Origin of the sequence: Bradyrhizobium sp. CCBAU 11434, assembly GCF_028128895.1 — a bacterium.
Classification (GTDB): domain Bacteria; phylum Pseudomonadota; class Alphaproteobacteria; order Rhizobiales; family Xanthobacteraceae; genus Bradyrhizobium; species Bradyrhizobium zhengyangense.
This window is the reverse complement of sequence record NZ_LBJX01000100.1, coordinates 118,123-132,557: the sequence shown is the minus strand read 5'-3', so window position 1 is coordinate 132,557 and position 14,435 is coordinate 118,123. Positions and strand designations below refer to the sequence as shown.

Here is a 14,435-nt window from a genome sequence, read left to right as displayed (position 1 = left end):
ATCGGGTCACAGCCTCTTGGCGCGAACAAGGCCGTCACTTGCCTTCGCAAGAGGCGCAAGGAGGCTCAGCTTTACACGATCACAAAGTTCGACGCGTGCAATTGGCTGATCGCGGTGTCGGCGAAATCGATCGACCCGGCGTTGGGCACACTGCCCAGCGCAAGCACCGTCCCGCCATGGCCATCGCTCCTGAGCGCGCTCATGATGTCGGCGACGGAGCGATAATTGCCGGCGCCGTTTGCAAGATCGATGACGCCGAGCGCATCATGACCAAATCCGGCAATCGTATCGATCTGGTTGCCGGAGTTGACAGAGACGGTCAGACCCGAGCTGTGATCGGTGATGTCGACATGGGCCGGGCCATTGATGATCGCCTGGTTTCCGAATCCGACAAAGTTGAACTGATCTGATCCGCCATTGGCTGTGATGACGTCCTGGCCAATCTGGTTCGTCACATTTGCCGTGGAGCCGTTGAGCACGACGTGATTGGCGACCCCGCCGAGGGTGATCGTATCGTGGCCCGCGCCGGCGACGATGCTGTCCACTCCGTTGCCGGCTATGATCGTGTTCGTCCCGGAACCGACGCTGATCTGGTTGGCCATCCCGTCGAGGTCAACGGTGTTGTCGCCATCGCCGAGAGTGATGTTATTGGCGCCGCCTCCGCTCGTGACGACGTCGTTGCCGTTTCCAAGCACGACTTTGTTGCCAAATCCGGAGAGCGTCACCTGGTCGTCGCCATTGCCTGATGTCGTCGTGCTCGCGCCGTCACCCGGATGAACGATATCCTTGCCGTTGCCCAGCGTGATGATGTTTCCGTATCCGCTGGCGTCGATGCTGTCGTTGCCATTGCCGAGCGCAATCGTGGTCGCGCCTGTCGCCCCCTTCACCGTGACATTGCCGTCGCCGCCGGTGACACGGTTGTCGAAGCCCGCGAGATAGACGGAGCTGTCGCCACTTGGCACATCGACAGCGGCGTACAGTCCGGCGTAGATCGCGTCGTCCCCGCCGTTGCCGTGGATGATATTGAACATTCCATAGGCATGGATGATGTCGTTGCCCGTCGTGCCCTCGATGATCGCATAACCGGATGCCGGACCGTTGATCGTCGTAGGACCGGTCGGATGCGTGTCCGCCGTTAGCAAAATGCCGTCGGCGCCGTCTTTCGTGATGCCGAAATGCGTGACTGACGTATCCGCCAGGATGAAAGTCTCGCTCGCCGTGCCGTTACTGACCGTAAGTGTCGAGCCGGACACAGTCGCCGTTGCACCGTTTGTATAGGACAGCCCGGAAAGGTCGATCTGGTCACCGAGCGCAATGCCTTTGATCGCGCTTGCGAAGGTCGATGGGCCCGAGACCAGCTTCTGCTCGATCCTGAGCGTGCCCTGGCCGGAGAAAGTGATCACGTCGTCAGCGATTGCACCCGCCTTGAGGTCAAGCGTCCCTCCAGCGATCGTGGTTGCGCCGACAATGCCGCCTGCTTCCACGAGCTCTGTGGCGCCATGATGGATTGTCGAAGCGTTCGCGGTGCCCTGATCGAGCACGTCAAGCGTGCCGCTGTTCAGGGTGGTGGAGGTGACGATGCCGCCGTCCGAGACGGAAACGCTACCGGAATTGAGGATTGTTCCAGTCGCCTCGCTGGCGTCGACCGCTGGTGCGCTTGGATCGGGCGGTAAACTTGGGTCGTTGGTCACGGGATCCGGTATCGATCCCGAGACCGTCATCGCACCGCCATCGATGGTGGCGTTCTTGGCGATCCCCGCCCCGGTCAGGTGCAATTGTCCGCCGCTGCCAACATCAGCCGAATCGAATTCGCTTCTGATGACGGTGGCATAATAACCACCGGGCGAATAATAAACGGTCTCTCCCGACGCATTGACGATACCGCCTGACGCCACGATGGTATCGCTGGCAATCCCCCCATTGGTGAGATTCTGGACGCCGCCGGCATTGACTGTGGTCGACGAGACGATGCCGGTGTCGACATCCTGTTCGCCGCCAGTGTTGATGGTGGTGTGATCGGCCCGTCCTGGTCCCGGCTCATCATGGATATAAAGGCCGGCGACATGCTGAATGCCGCCCATGCTGATCGTCGTATAGCTGGCGGTGGCGAGAAGCTCGACATCCTGTTCGCCGCCATTGATGACGGTGTTGGTCGCTGAGCCTCCCTCGCCGAAGTTGCCGACGATTTGCTTGCCGCCCGCCGATATCGTCGTGTTCGTGGCTGCGCCGATCACCTTATACGTGACGCCGCTCGCTACGGTGAAGCCGTCTACCGCATAGTCATAGTCAACGACAAACGTTGCGCCACTCTGGAAGGTGGCATTGGAAAACGTCGCACCGGCTTCAAGGATGAGCGTTCCGCCTGTGGTGACAATGCTGTTCTTGAGAATGCCGCCGTCCAAAACGGTCAACGTCACGCCATTCGCAACCGCAAATCCGTTCTCAATCGTGCCGCCGCCGATCTCGAAGGTGCTGCCGGCATTGAAGACCGTCCCCGAAAAACTGGCATTTCCGAGTACGATGAAAGCGCCACCTAGATTGACGACCGTGTTGGTCGCCGTCGCGCCGGCGGATAGTTGCATCGTTCCCAGATCGATTGTCGTGTCGGTCGCTGTGCCACCTGCATCCACATTCAGCGTAGCGAAGTTTTGCAGGGTCGTGCCGGATGCCAACGCGCCGTTCGATACCGCCAAGGTTCCACCATTTTCGATAGTGGTGCCGATCGCCATGCTGGCGTCGACGGCCGGCTGGCCGGGGACGCCAGCAAACGGATCCGGTATCGATCCCGAGACCGTCATGACGCCGCCATGGACGATGGCATCCACTGCGGTTCCGCCCCCCGTGACGTCGAATTCGCCCTGGTAGTTGATGGTTGCACCGGTCGCTACGCTTCGGATCACCGGTTCCGGATACACGGGTGCCGTTTCGACAGTCTCTCCCGAGACTTTGAGAACGCCGCCGGATTCGACAATGGTGCCGCTGGCGCTACCACCATTGGTCACGTTCTGGATGCCGCCTGAATTGACCCTCGTCGCCGTTGCGATACCGGTGTCGACGTCCTGCTCGCCGCCATCGATGGCGGTGTGATCGGCCTTGCCGGGGGTTGGGCCCTCATGGACATATTCGCCAGTGACGCGCTGGACGCCCTGGTAGATGGTCGTATAGCTGGCGAGGCCATTGGAGACGACGTCCTGCTCTCCGCCAAAGATGTTCGTGTTGGTTGCCGTGGATGTCGTGGAGGATCCGCCGACTGTCTGCGAACCACCAGTCAGGATCCATGTGCGATCGACGGAAATGCCGCCACTGACATCCATCGTATCGCCATCGTGGAGCGTGACTCCACTGGCGGGAGGAACAACCGTCATATGAATGCTCCGCGTTTGGTTCCCAAGACATCAAACGAGCAAAGCAAAAATCATTGGAAGGTTATTCAACCTGAGACTGCTGGAGATGAGAATGGCTGTCAAGCAACCATTGTCTCGAGTCTTGAACGAATGCTCGCGCGATGCAGCTCACGAAAATCGCGACGCTTATGCGGGTTCATCTTGCTGGATGAATTTTTATCAACAGCATGACGGAACTTCCGGCGACCGCACGCTTTCGAAATTGCGCGAGACATCCGCATCGACGAGGATCAATTCCCGCTTCGTGGGGGAGACCAGGGCGTGTCCCCATAAATCTGACACGTCCGCTCTGCATCCAACAGTGGCCGAACGGCCGACATCGATCTTCATCGGCTATGCGCACACAAGCTGACATCGCCAAAGTTAGGTTCGGGGCGACGGCTGCGCTACAGGTTGCTGCGACGATGGCGTAGAAGATTGCTGCTGCGGAGCGGTGACCGCCTGCTGATCGCCGCCACCATGCGGAACGCATGTCGACATTGCTCAACAGCGGTCTGGCTTCGACATCACGGACGATCTATTCGGGCAATCCCGCTTTTCGAAGCCCCTCAATAAACAGCTTTGGGCTCTTGGGAGACCGGGCGATATGCGCCGATATTGTAAAGGAAGGATCGATCTCAAGCACACGCGCCGCCGCAGCACGCGCCTCAACGTCGCGTCCTAGATGGGCGAAGGCGGACGCAAGGCCGCGGCAAGCTGGCAAAAATGAGGGATTATGACGAAGGGCTCTCTTCAGTGCGACGATTGCCTCGTCAAAGCGCCGAAGTGCTATAAGGGCATGCGCAATGCCAAGAAACGTCATGTGTAGCAGCGGATCTACCGGGCTCATGCGAATTGCGCGTTCAAAGCTAAGTATCGCCTCCTCCGGCAGACCCGCCATCGTATAGACCCAGCCTCTGTTGTTCCAAGTACGCCATGAATTTGGGTTGAGTGCGACCGCCCTGTCAGCCATTTCAATCTCGGCTTCACTATCGCCGACCATGCCCGCCAGGATCACCGCAACCCGCGACAAGATATCTGGATCATCATCACCGATCCTTAATGCCAAACGAGCGAGCCGGACTGCTTCCTTGCGGTCAAACTGAGGATCGTTGGTATAGCCCAAGGCGACGTTGCTCGCATGGCAGTCGCCTGCCAGCGCCGCTGCAGACCCGAATCTCGGATCCAGATCCAAAGCGCAATGAGCCAGCCTGATCGCCTCGGCCAAACTTTCCCGGGTCGTCAGGTAATACTGCTGCATGGATCGCAGGAACAAGTCATACGCGGTGAGGTTCTCCGGTCGCCTCCGCGTCGCCACTTCAATTTCTGTTTGAATCATCTTCGGTTGAATAGCCGAGACAACCGCGACCGCTACTTCGTCCTGGAGGGCAAACACATCGGCAAGGTCACGCTCAAACCTTTCCGCCCATAGATGCGCACCTGTAACCGCATCGATCAACTGCCCTGCGATGCGAACCTTCCCCGACGCCTTCCGCACAGACCCCTCGAGGACATAGCGCACGCCGAGCCTGCGTCCGATTTCCTTGATATCGACGGCTTTTCCCTTGAACGTAAAGGTCGAGTGACGTGCGATGACAAACAGAGACTTAAACCGCGACAGCGCTGTGATGATCTCCTCTACCATGCCCTCCGCAAAATATTCCTGCTCCGGCTCGCCGCTCATGTTCTCAAACGGCAGCACGGCGATGGAAGGTCTGTCGGGGAGTGCAAGATCGACTTTCTGAACTTCCACCTGATCGTCGGCAACTATTGCCTCTGCCGGTTCCTTCGCTTCCCGAACAGCTCCAACGAAACGAAAGCCCTTGCGCTGTAGTGTCTTGATGAAGCGCTGTTCGTCGCCAGAATCACCAATTGCAACCCGGGCGGCGTTTAAGCGGGTTGTCAGCGCCGCATCGGATACGCTACGGCCATTCCAAATGGTTTTGATGAGGTCATCCTTGCTGACAACTCGCTCCCTATTGCGGATCAAGTAATCAATGAGGTCAAACACCTGTGGTGCGACGGAGACGACGTCCGCCCCGCGATGCAGTTCGCGTCGGTCGGTATCGAATACGTACTCTGCAAAGAGATAGCGCACGATGCGAATCCCGTTGGATGAGCCTTGCCAGGACGGGGGGGCGTCCTGGCCCACCGTAAATCGCGAGAATAAGCCGTCAGTACGGAAAATGTAAGCTGCCGGTTAAGCGTCCCCGCTAATCCCGCGCCACTCTCCGGTCGGTGCAAAACACCGTCCAGGAGACACCGAAATGACCACGATGCATGGCCCGGCATGGCTGGAATGGACATTTGTATCGACCCGGCATGTCACCAGCTTCATCTGGAAATGTTGGGATGCCCTTCAGGAGCGCCGCCGACGCCAGAAATTGAGCGCTACCTTGTCCGACTTGAGCGACGGAGAACTGATGGATATCGGCACCACGCGCGGCGAGATCGACTACGTCGCCTCGCACCGAGGTCTTGACCCTCGAGGCATCCGGTCCGGTGAATGGCTGCGATATCTGCCAACTGTGGACGGTCAGTTAGGACCGACTGACTTTCGGTAGAGGTCACGAGCGCTGGATGGCCGCGCCTGAATTCCCACTGATCCTCCTAAGACACCAGGCATTGGGACTTGTCGCGGTAAGGTCCAGACGGGCCACTTCCGGATGTAGGCACCGCAACAACAAGGAGACGAAGCCTCTTGCTCTAACCAAACTGAGCAACCGATCCCAAGGGTGGACCAGACCATCGATCTTGGATCATACGCGTGGTTCATAGACGATCGTCGACGTATCACGTCATGCTACCCGGAATGAAACAACGGACACGCGGATGTCCGTCGATGTAGTGCTTCCAGACCATGGTCCGTCCGGCAAGATTGGGCTGCTTGATGACAGCGCCGTCTGGCACCAGGACCCATTCGTCGTCGATGCGAACGCGATATTGTCCGTGATCGGACTTCCAATTCGGTTCGGAGACCACGTAGGCGTCGGAGTCCTCACAGCACTTCCCGAATTCGCTTTGCAGACTCTCGAACCAGGGCTTCAGCGGGGAATTCGCATAGCGCCCGTCGTCGCGCGCAAACGTCGCGGTGGACACCAGCACCAGGCAGATTTGAGCTGCCAAGCGCTTCACCGCTCTGATCGCCAGCATTTCGTCACCTCGGCCATCTCGTAAAATCAGTTTCGATTCAGCGCAGCTGGCGCAATGGGCAAGGAGCGCAGGAACACGAAGCGGGAGGTCACGGGTATTTCCGCCTCGGCGCGACCATCCTGGCCGATGAGAATGAGACCTGCTCCCCCATTTGCCACGGTCAGGATGACCTCTTCACCAGTCCATGTCCGGATCGGATTCATCCCGATGACGAGAAACTCACCTACGGGCTGGTCCAGATATTGAAGTCTGAGCTGCGGAGCGATTTCGGGCGGTGCAAGCCCGAAGCCGAATTGCTGCGCGAGTTCGTAGATTTGCCGCAACGGCACCGTCTCACCCCTGAAACCCAGATCGGCCGCGGTCACTGTCAGAAGTGTTACCGCCGTTCTGACACCGCTGAGCGTAAACGCAGGTCGGGCAAGAGCCTCCGCAGCCGAGTTACCGACGCCGCAACCAATCGCACTCAGCGCGGTGAGGAGAGCAAACGTATCCGGGAACGTCCCGATGCTGATCGTTTTCCATTCGGCAACATCCGAAACGGACGTTACCGGACCCATGCGTGTCGGGACAACGGGCGCCGCCTTGAGCACTAGCTGCCTCTGCAACACATCGCGCGCCGAGCATTGGGCGTGAGCGCGGCTCGCGGAGGCGAGAACGCATACGACCCAGATCAAAAGCCTGGCTGCAGTAGCAGCCCACGTCAGTGCAGCCATCCGCCTCATGACATCCTCCCTCGTGACGTGATATCCGCAAGCAGTTCATATTTTTCAGCCGTGCACGAGGATGCGCCAAGGTCATGGGAAGCGCTTTACAGGCGCCTTCCATTCTTCTTACCGTCTGCTTACATATCGGCTCCACGGGGAGCGATCGGACCGCAGGAGGATGCATTTGCTTTACTCCTTTTCGATTTTCACGCTGGATACGGAACGGAGGGAGCTGCGGCGAGGAGCCGAGACCCTCTCTGTCGCGCCGCAGGTATTCGACCTTCTGAACTATCTGATCCGGAACAGGGACCGCGTCGTCAGTAAGGACGAGCTCATCGCGGGCGTTTGGAATGGTCGCATCGTCTCGGATGCCGCGCTGACGACGCGCATCAATGGTGCCCGTTGTGCAATCGGCGATACTGGTGAGAAACAGGACCTGATCAAGACGCTCCCGCGCAAGGGTTTCCGCTTCGTGGGCGCAGTGCGGGAAGCCGAGAGCTCGGCAATAGAGACGATTGGCTCGGTCGAGCGAACCGGCGGCGCACCGCCGCGCCTATCCATCGTCGTGCTACCCTTCACGAACCTTGGCGCTGATCGTGAGCAGGACTATTTCGTGGATGGTGTAACCGAGAATTTGACTACAGACTTGTCGCGCATCGCTGGTTCATTTGTAATCGCACGGAACAGCGCCTTCTCCTACGAGGGTAGAGCAGTCGATGTAAGGCAAGTCGGCCGCGAATTGAACGTTCGCTACGTGCTCGAAGGTTCAGTGCAACGCAGCGGCAAGCGGCTTCGCATGAACGTGCAGCTGATTGATGCTATCAGCGGCCAGCATCTTTGGGCGGAGCGCTTCGAGAAGTCTGTCGTCGACCTGTTCGACCTGCAGGACGAAATCGTATCCTGGCTCGCCAATACGTTAGGTCGCCAGCTCATCGAGGCTGAGGCGCAACGAGCCGAGCGTACGCTGCATCCCGATGCGATGGACCTATACTTCCAGGGCCGGGCCTGGCTGATGAAGGGGTTTAGCCCTGAATGCTTAACGCAAGCGCGGAGCTTCTTCGAACGCTCTCTGTCGTACGACTCCGGCAACGTCGAAGCAATGATTGGCCTGGCAAATGTTGATACGGCAGTTGGAACCAGCTTTACGACGGATGATGCGCCTGCGCGGTTTGCAGCGGCCGAGGCGATGGTGAATAAGGCATTGTCGATCAGGCCGAACCGCACTTCAGCCCACTTGGCTCGGGGGTGGGTCCAGATCTTTACCTACCGGGCCGCCCAAGGCGTCCGTGAATTCGAGCATGCGTTGGCGCTGAATTCGAACATCGCCAGCGCTCATGCTGCCATCGGTTTTGCCAAATTCTATATGGGGCGTGCTGCCGAGACCGAAGGCCACATATTCGACGCTTTACGTCTCTCCCCTCGCGACGTTGAGGCCTACCAATGGGCGTGTTTTGTAGGCGTGGCCAAGTTACAACTGGGTTTGGACGTCGAAGCGGTCAGCTGGCTACGACGAAGCACTGAGGCGAATCGCAACTTTCCGATCGCTCATTTGGCGCTCGCCGCTGCGTTAGGCCTGACCGGCGCCCTCGATGAGGCGCAAACTGCTGCAAGAACAGGACTTGCGCTCAACTCTCGTTTCACCATCCGTCGCTTCGTCACTGCTCAACAAAGCGACAATCCAACTTTCCTTGCTGGGGTCGAGCACGTGTGTGAAGGCTTCCGCCTCGCTGGCGTGCCGGAAGAGTGATGGACGTTTCCGGCGGGAAAGCATCATCCTCCCTCCCGTCCGTATGCGCATTCTATCTGGAATCGAGGCGGAACGGCAGCGGCGGCTAAGTGGCTGCTACTCGCAGGACCAGCCGTTACTGCCCCCTCGCCCTTTGCTCGAACGCGCTCAGCACGGCGAGCGTCATCGCGGTGATGCCGGTCTGGATGGTCGGCTTCGGCACCGGCGCGAACAGCGGGGAATGGTTGCCGGGAAGCGGCGTTCCGCTCTTGTTGGCGGCCAGCCACGCATCCGGGTCATAGACGCCGATATTGAACATCATCAACGGTACGCCAGATGCGCCGAACTCGGAGAAGTCCTCGCTCGCGGTGTTCGCCGGCGACAGGATCAGCTTCTCGCCGAACGCGGCCTTTGAACCTGATATAAAGGTCGTCGGCGCTGTGACCTCCCTGCGCTTTCCTCTCGCCCAGCCGGATCGACCGCCATGATGACATCGTGCCGGTGTTTTGCCCGACGTGTCAACGTCGACGCGATTCAGGGGGTCGTCGCGTCCGCGTCTGAAAAAGCCCTTGTCGTTCAAAGGCCGTTCTACTGTGCATGGGGTTGTTTTCGGTTTCTGATCTTGGCCGTCTGACAAAAAGCAGCTGCGGCTCACTCCGCCTGCAGGATTTCGGCAATCGCAGCGGCCGCTGCGATCGTGCCGAGCCTGCCGCCGACGTCGCGCGTCGCCCTGCCCGCCCCGAGCGCCTTCGCCACCGCCGCCTCGATCGCGCGCGCCGCTTCCTCGTAGCGCACCGCATTGTTCCTCTCGCCGTGCCAGGCCAGCAGCAGCGCAGTCGACAGGATCAGCGAGACCGGATTGGCGACGTCCTGGCCTGCGATGTCGGGCGCCGAGCCGTGCGCGGCCTGCGCCATGGCATAGCGGTCGCCGACATTGAGCGAGCCGCCGAGGCCGAGGCTGCCGGAGAGCTCGGCGGTGAGATCGGAGAGGATGTCCCCGAACATGTTGGTGGCGACGATGACGTCGAAGCGGTCGGGGCTCCGCACCATATGCGCCATCATGGCGTCGACGAGGACGTCGTCGACAGCAAGGCCCGGGTACGCGTTCGCCGCCGCGCGGCAGATGTCGAGGAACATGCCGTCGCCGATCTTGAGCACATTGGCCTTGTGCACGATGGTGAGATGCTTGCGTCGTTTCATCGCCAGGCGACAGGCAGCGTGGGCGATGCGCTCGCAGCACAGGCGCGTGATCCGGCGCAGCGAGATCACGACGTCTGATGTGACCAGCATCTCGCCATTGCCTTGCTCCATGTTGCGGTCGGCGTAAAAGCCTTCCGTGTTCTCGCGCACGACGACGAGATCGAAATCGCCGAGCCTGCCGGGCCGCCCGGCATAGGTGCGCGCGGGCCTGATGTTGGCGTAGAGGTCCAGGTTCTTGCGAAAGTACCTGGACGGATTGATCTCGCCATGCGCCTCGTCCTTGAAGTCGAAGGTCGCGGTGGGCCCCAGGATCAGGCCGTCGGCGGCGCGGACGCTGTCGAGCAGCTCGGGGCGCACCGTGGTGCCTGATAGCTTCAGGCTCGCATGCCCCACCGCATGCTCTTCCAGCCGCAGGTTGAGCTGGAAGCGCTCGGACGCCGCGCGCAGCACGCCTGATGTCGCGGCCGTGATCTCCGGTCCGATGCCGTCTCCCGGCAGAACGACGATGTGCATGGTGATCCCCTTCCGAGAGCGGCGCCTGATCTTCGCGCATACAATGCATGCAAGCATAAGCCTGTGGAAGCAGCCTCAGGCGTAGTACATGCCCTAAACCATTTGAGCCACGCTGTCGGAGAACGCGCAAGGCAATGACATCAACGTTACCTGCCGCTGCGCGCGAGCCCGATCATCCCAAAGCCGATGGCCTGCCGGCCGAGCAGCGGCGCTGGGCGATTGCCGCGATCTTCACCGCGCTGGCGATGGCCTCGCTCGACACCGCGATCGCCAACATCGCGCTGCCGGCCATCGCCGCCGATCTGCATGTTAGCCCGGAGCAATCGGTCTGGGTGGTCAATGTCTACCAGATCGCGCTGGTGGCAACGCTGCTGCCGCTCGGGGCGCTCGGCGAGATCGTCGGGCACCAGCGCATCTATCTCGGGGGGCTGATCCTGTTCACCATCGCCTCGCTGCTTTGCGCGGTGGCGTGGTCGCTGGAGAGCCTGCTGGTCGCGCGCACGCTTCAGGGCCTCGGCGCGAGCGGCATCATGAGCGTCAACACCGCGCTGGTGCGCTTCGTCTATCCCGGACGGATGCAGGGCCGCGGCTTCGGCCATAACGCGCTGGTGGTAGCCACCGCTTTCACTTTCGGCCCGTCGATCGCGTCAGCGATCCTCGCGGTCGGACCGTGGCCGTGGCTGTTCGCCGTCAACATCCCCTTCGGCCTCATCGCAACAGGCATCGGCTTTGCGATGCTGCCGAAGACGCCGCGCGCTGATCACGATTTTGATTTTGTTGGCGCTGCCCTCGCCTCAGCCTGCCTCGGCCTGTTCATCATCGGCATCGGCAGCGCCGCGCACAATCTGTCGCCTGTCGTCGTCGGCATCGAGTTGATCGCTGCCCTGGTGCTCGGCTTCATCCTGACGCGACGTCACGCCGATCATCCCGCGCCGATGTTGCCGATCGATTTGTTCGCGCGGCCGATGTTCGCGCTGTCGGCGGCAACTGCGGTCTGCTCCTTCGCCGTGCAAGGCCTCGCCTTCGTCTCATTGCCTTTTTACTTCGAGGATGTGCTCGGCCGCTCCCAGGTCGAGACCGGCTTCTTCATGACGCCGTGGCCGCTGGTGGTCGGCATCATGGCGCCGATCGCCGGGCGCCTCTCCGACCGGCATCCGGTTGGCCTTTTGGGCGGGATCGGCCTCATTCTGCTCGGCCTCGGCATGGCGCTGCTGGCGCTGCTTCCGGCGAGCCCGAGCATCCCTGACATCATCTGGCGGATCATGATCTGCGGCATGGGCTTCGGCTTCTTCCAGGCGCCGAACATGAAGGCGATCATGGGAAGCGCCCCGCCACACCGCGGCGGCAGCGCCTCGGGCATCGTGGCCACGGCGCGCCTGACCGGTCAGACGACCGGCGCCGCGCTTGCCGCGGCGTGCTTTGCCATGGCCGGTCACAACGGCGCCACCGTTGCGCTAGCACTCGGCGCAGGCTTTGCCGGGCTCGGCAGCGTGATGAGTTTTTTGCGGCTGGCAGTGAAATAGGCTGTGCTTCAGGGCGCCTTCTGCGCGATCGGCTGGCTGACGATGGTTGCCGTATCGAGCGGCTCGCATGTGATCGTGCGCCGCAGCTTGGGTGGACCTGCCCAACCCGCAGAGTCGCTCACAGACACGAACGTGTCCCCTTGTGGGGCGAGAATGATCGGCTCCGACTTCAGGCAGGCGTCAGGAAATGCGATGGCGTGGCCCGCGCTCTTCGAGAGATGCCCAATCAGCATCTGTGCCCCCTGCATTCGCGCAGCCGGCGAGGCCCGCATCGAACGATCAGAATCGAAGGCGCGGTAGCACGGCCAGTCGGTGTGACCAGGCGCGAACTCATAGGTGATCCTGCAAGCCGCCCCGGCCGATTTCACGAATGGCGCATCCGAAGGCGCCGCGACGTCGCGTTCGAAGACCAGCGTCTGTAATGTCAGTGCTTCCGTCGTCGCATCCGGCGAGACGGGCTTGTCCGGGTCGATTGCGATTTCACCGCGCGAGAACACCAGCTTCGTCTTGGGCTGAACATCCCGGGTCTCCAGCACCATCATAGGCCGTGCAGCCCAGGAGCGATCCAGATCAAGGTCCTTGCCCTCCATCGTCAGCCGGACGGTACCGACGGCGGGATTATCCTTGGCGAAATCGATCGTCCGGACGCGCACGGTCTCCTTCGATGCCTCCAGGCTCAGGAAACGCAGATCATCGATCTTGCGCGTGATCGGCATCATCGGATCGAACCGATCGTCGATATTGAACCGGACGATCTTCTTCAGCTTGGCCAACGCAGGTCCCTTGGGCGTAGCCGGGGGCGCGACGTCGATCACGAGCAGCGCACCACCCGGTGAATAGGTATCGCCAAGCACACGCTGCCAGATCGCCGTCAACGGCGAGTTCGTCCGCTGGTCAACATCTCGCGCGAAGACGATCTGCTGTCCGGGACGAATGACCGGAAAGTCCTGGAACGCGCCGAGCGCTGCGCCTTTGCTGACGTCATCCCCGGAGAAGTTGATGCATTTGGACTGGTCGTCATGACCGGATGGATCGATTGGCCTCGATGCCGAACGCGAGCAGAAGCTAAGATCATTGTCGACCGTCTTCTGCGGGCTGATGGCGGTCGCGTAGATCGGTTCGCTCGCGCCCGGAATTTCCATCGGGAGCGGAGACGTCGCGAACATGTCGACCTCCACCATGGTCAACGACGAACCGGCATCTTTCGAGCAGAGATCCCGCCGAGGCAGCGTATTGGTGAGAAGCCGCGCGGCATCCGCGCCAACGATGCAGGACATCGTGTCCTGCGGATTGTTGCGGCTCATCCAGATCAGATGGTTCTTGCCCGCACTGTCGACCAGCAAATGCGGCGCGGCATGATGACGACGCGGCGGCAGCCAGATCGGCACGGTCTCCGAGAGCATCGGCTCGCGCTTGAGCAATGCCTCAGGCAGCTTCGTCACGCCGACCGAGCGCAGTTCGGCGTCGACCTCGTTCGGGTCCTGCGTGTATTCGAACACCGGAATTTGTCCGCAAGTCATGCAGGTTACGGCGATGTCGGATCGAACGTTCTCGAACGACAGGATGACTTGGTCCGGATCGTTGCGATATTTGACGGGATCCACGGCCTTGAACGGATGATCCACGACGCGGCTCGCCTGGAAACCATCCGAGCGGAACGGATCGGATTCGAACTCGAAATAGGTCGATCGATCCCAGCCGCGAAAGGCGTTGTATCCACCCATACTGACGCCTGCGAGGACCATCTTCGAATCGGTCTGGCAGCGCGTAGCGCTGCCGGTCCCGCTGCCGTTGCGAATATAGGTGCACAGACGGAACGCCGCATTTTGCAGGATGCGGTCGCAATCGTTCTGGTTATAGCCATAGGTAGCGAGGCCGTGGCGGTAGCAGAGGTCATGGAACACGCAGGCCTGCCGGAAGCGCTGCAGGACGAGATGACGCTTGCCCTTGGAATCCCTGCTTCCATCGAAGAAGACGTTGGTCAGAGCAGGCAGGCTGCAATTCAACCCCTCCCCGCTGCCACCAATCGTGCTGACGACATCCGGTCCCGCTTCAAAGGAGGTGACGGTGGCGGGCATCTCACCATCGGTAGTGTCGTCGACATTCTTGTAGATGGAGTCGGCGACTAACGAGGGCAGATAATTGAAGACAAGAACAATCGCGACGATCGCCGCGACCATCCAGCCGATCACCTTCCTTGACATGCCGCACCCCCCCCTCCGCAAAAGCTATT

At 60.7% G+C, this 14,435-nt stretch carries 11 protein-coding genes; 4 read left to right on the top strand and 7 right to left on the bottom strand.

The window, feature by feature from the left end:
• Nucleotides 1-71: 71 nt before the first annotated feature.
• Nucleotides 72-3,314 carry a hypothetical protein gene (locus XI06_RS33065; RefSeq protein WP_237870710.1) on the bottom strand — a complete coding sequence of 1,081 codons (3,243 nt, stop codon included), beginning with the start codon at nucleotides 3,312-3,314 and terminating at the stop codon, nucleotides 72-74.
• Between the two features lie 142 nt (nucleotides 3,315-3,456).
• Between XI06_RS33065 and XI06_RS33060 the strand changes: the two genes are divergently transcribed.
• Nucleotides 3,457-3,756 (top strand): hypothetical protein, encoded by a 300-nt coding sequence (locus XI06_RS33060; RefSeq protein WP_237870437.1) that lies wholly within the window; start codon nucleotides 3,457-3,459, stop codon nucleotides 3,754-3,756.
• 165 nt (nucleotides 3,757-3,921) lie between these two features.
• Here the strand turns inward: XI06_RS33060 and XI06_RS33055 are convergent, their stop codons facing one another.
• Complete coding sequence (locus tag XI06_RS33055) at nucleotides 3,922-5,481, bottom strand: winged helix-turn-helix domain-containing tetratricopeptide repeat protein (RefSeq protein ID WP_237889528.1); 1,560 nt, start codon at nucleotides 5,479-5,481, stop codon at nucleotides 3,922-3,924.
• A 169-nt stretch (nucleotides 5,482-5,650) separates the two neighbouring features.
• On the opposite strand from XI06_RS33055, the gene XI06_RS33050 reads away from it, so the two are divergent.
• Nucleotides 5,651-5,947: a DUF1127 domain-containing protein gene (locus tag XI06_RS33050; RefSeq protein ID WP_237870433.1), complete on the top strand. Its 297-nt coding sequence runs from the start codon at nucleotides 5,651-5,653 to the stop codon at nucleotides 5,945-5,947.
• A gap of 229 nt (nucleotides 5,948-6,176) precedes the next feature.
• On the opposite strand, the gene XI06_RS33045 is transcribed toward XI06_RS33050, so the two are convergent.
• Both XI06_RS33045 and XI06_RS33040 read right to left on the bottom strand, forming a co-directional pair.
• Nucleotides 6,177-6,536 (bottom strand): hypothetical protein, encoded by a 360-nt coding sequence (locus XI06_RS33045; protein ID WP_237863571.1) that lies wholly within the window; start codon nucleotides 6,534-6,536, stop codon nucleotides 6,177-6,179.
• Nucleotides 6,537-6,562: 26 nt separating this feature from the next.
• Nucleotides 6,563-7,258, bottom strand: coding sequence for a hypothetical protein (locus tag XI06_RS33040; RefSeq protein ID WP_237889527.1), 696 nt, complete (start codon nucleotides 7,256-7,258; stop codon nucleotides 6,563-6,565).
• Between the two features lie 160 nt (nucleotides 7,259-7,418).
• Between XI06_RS33040 and XI06_RS33035 the strand changes: the two genes are divergently transcribed.
• The gene (locus tag XI06_RS33035) at nucleotides 7,419-8,987 is read left to right on the top strand and encodes a winged helix-turn-helix domain-containing protein (RefSeq protein WP_237889526.1); all 1,569 of its coding nucleotides are present in this window, start codon (nucleotides 7,419-7,421) and stop codon (nucleotides 8,985-8,987) included.
• Nucleotides 8,988-9,102: 115 nt separating this feature from the next.
• Here XI06_RS33035 and XI06_RS33030 read toward each other — a convergent pair whose 3' ends face one another.
• Entirely contained in the window at nucleotides 9,103-9,546 is a 444-nt protein-coding gene (locus XI06_RS33030) for a hypothetical protein (RefSeq protein ID WP_271607292.1), read from the bottom strand.
• Between the two features lie 71 nt (nucleotides 9,547-9,617).
• Nucleotides 9,618-10,679, bottom strand: a complete 1,062-nt coding sequence (locus XI06_RS33025) for an isocitrate/isopropylmalate dehydrogenase family protein (RefSeq protein ID WP_237889523.1) — start codon at nucleotides 10,677-10,679, stop codon at nucleotides 9,618-9,620.
• A 134-nt stretch (nucleotides 10,680-10,813) separates the two neighbouring features.
• Between XI06_RS33025 and XI06_RS33020 the strand changes: the two genes are divergently transcribed.
• The gene (locus XI06_RS33020) at nucleotides 10,814-12,202 is read left to right on the top strand and encodes an MFS transporter (RefSeq protein ID WP_237863566.1); all 1,389 of its coding nucleotides are present in this window, start codon (nucleotides 10,814-10,816) and stop codon (nucleotides 12,200-12,202) included.
• Between the two features lie 8 nt (nucleotides 12,203-12,210).
• Here XI06_RS33020 and XI06_RS33015 read toward each other — a convergent pair whose 3' ends face one another.
• Nucleotides 12,211-14,406 (bottom strand): hypothetical protein, encoded by a 2,196-nt coding sequence (locus XI06_RS33015; protein ID WP_237863565.1) that lies wholly within the window; start codon nucleotides 14,404-14,406, stop codon nucleotides 12,211-12,213.
• Between the last annotated feature and the right edge of the window lie 29 nt (nucleotides 14,407-14,435).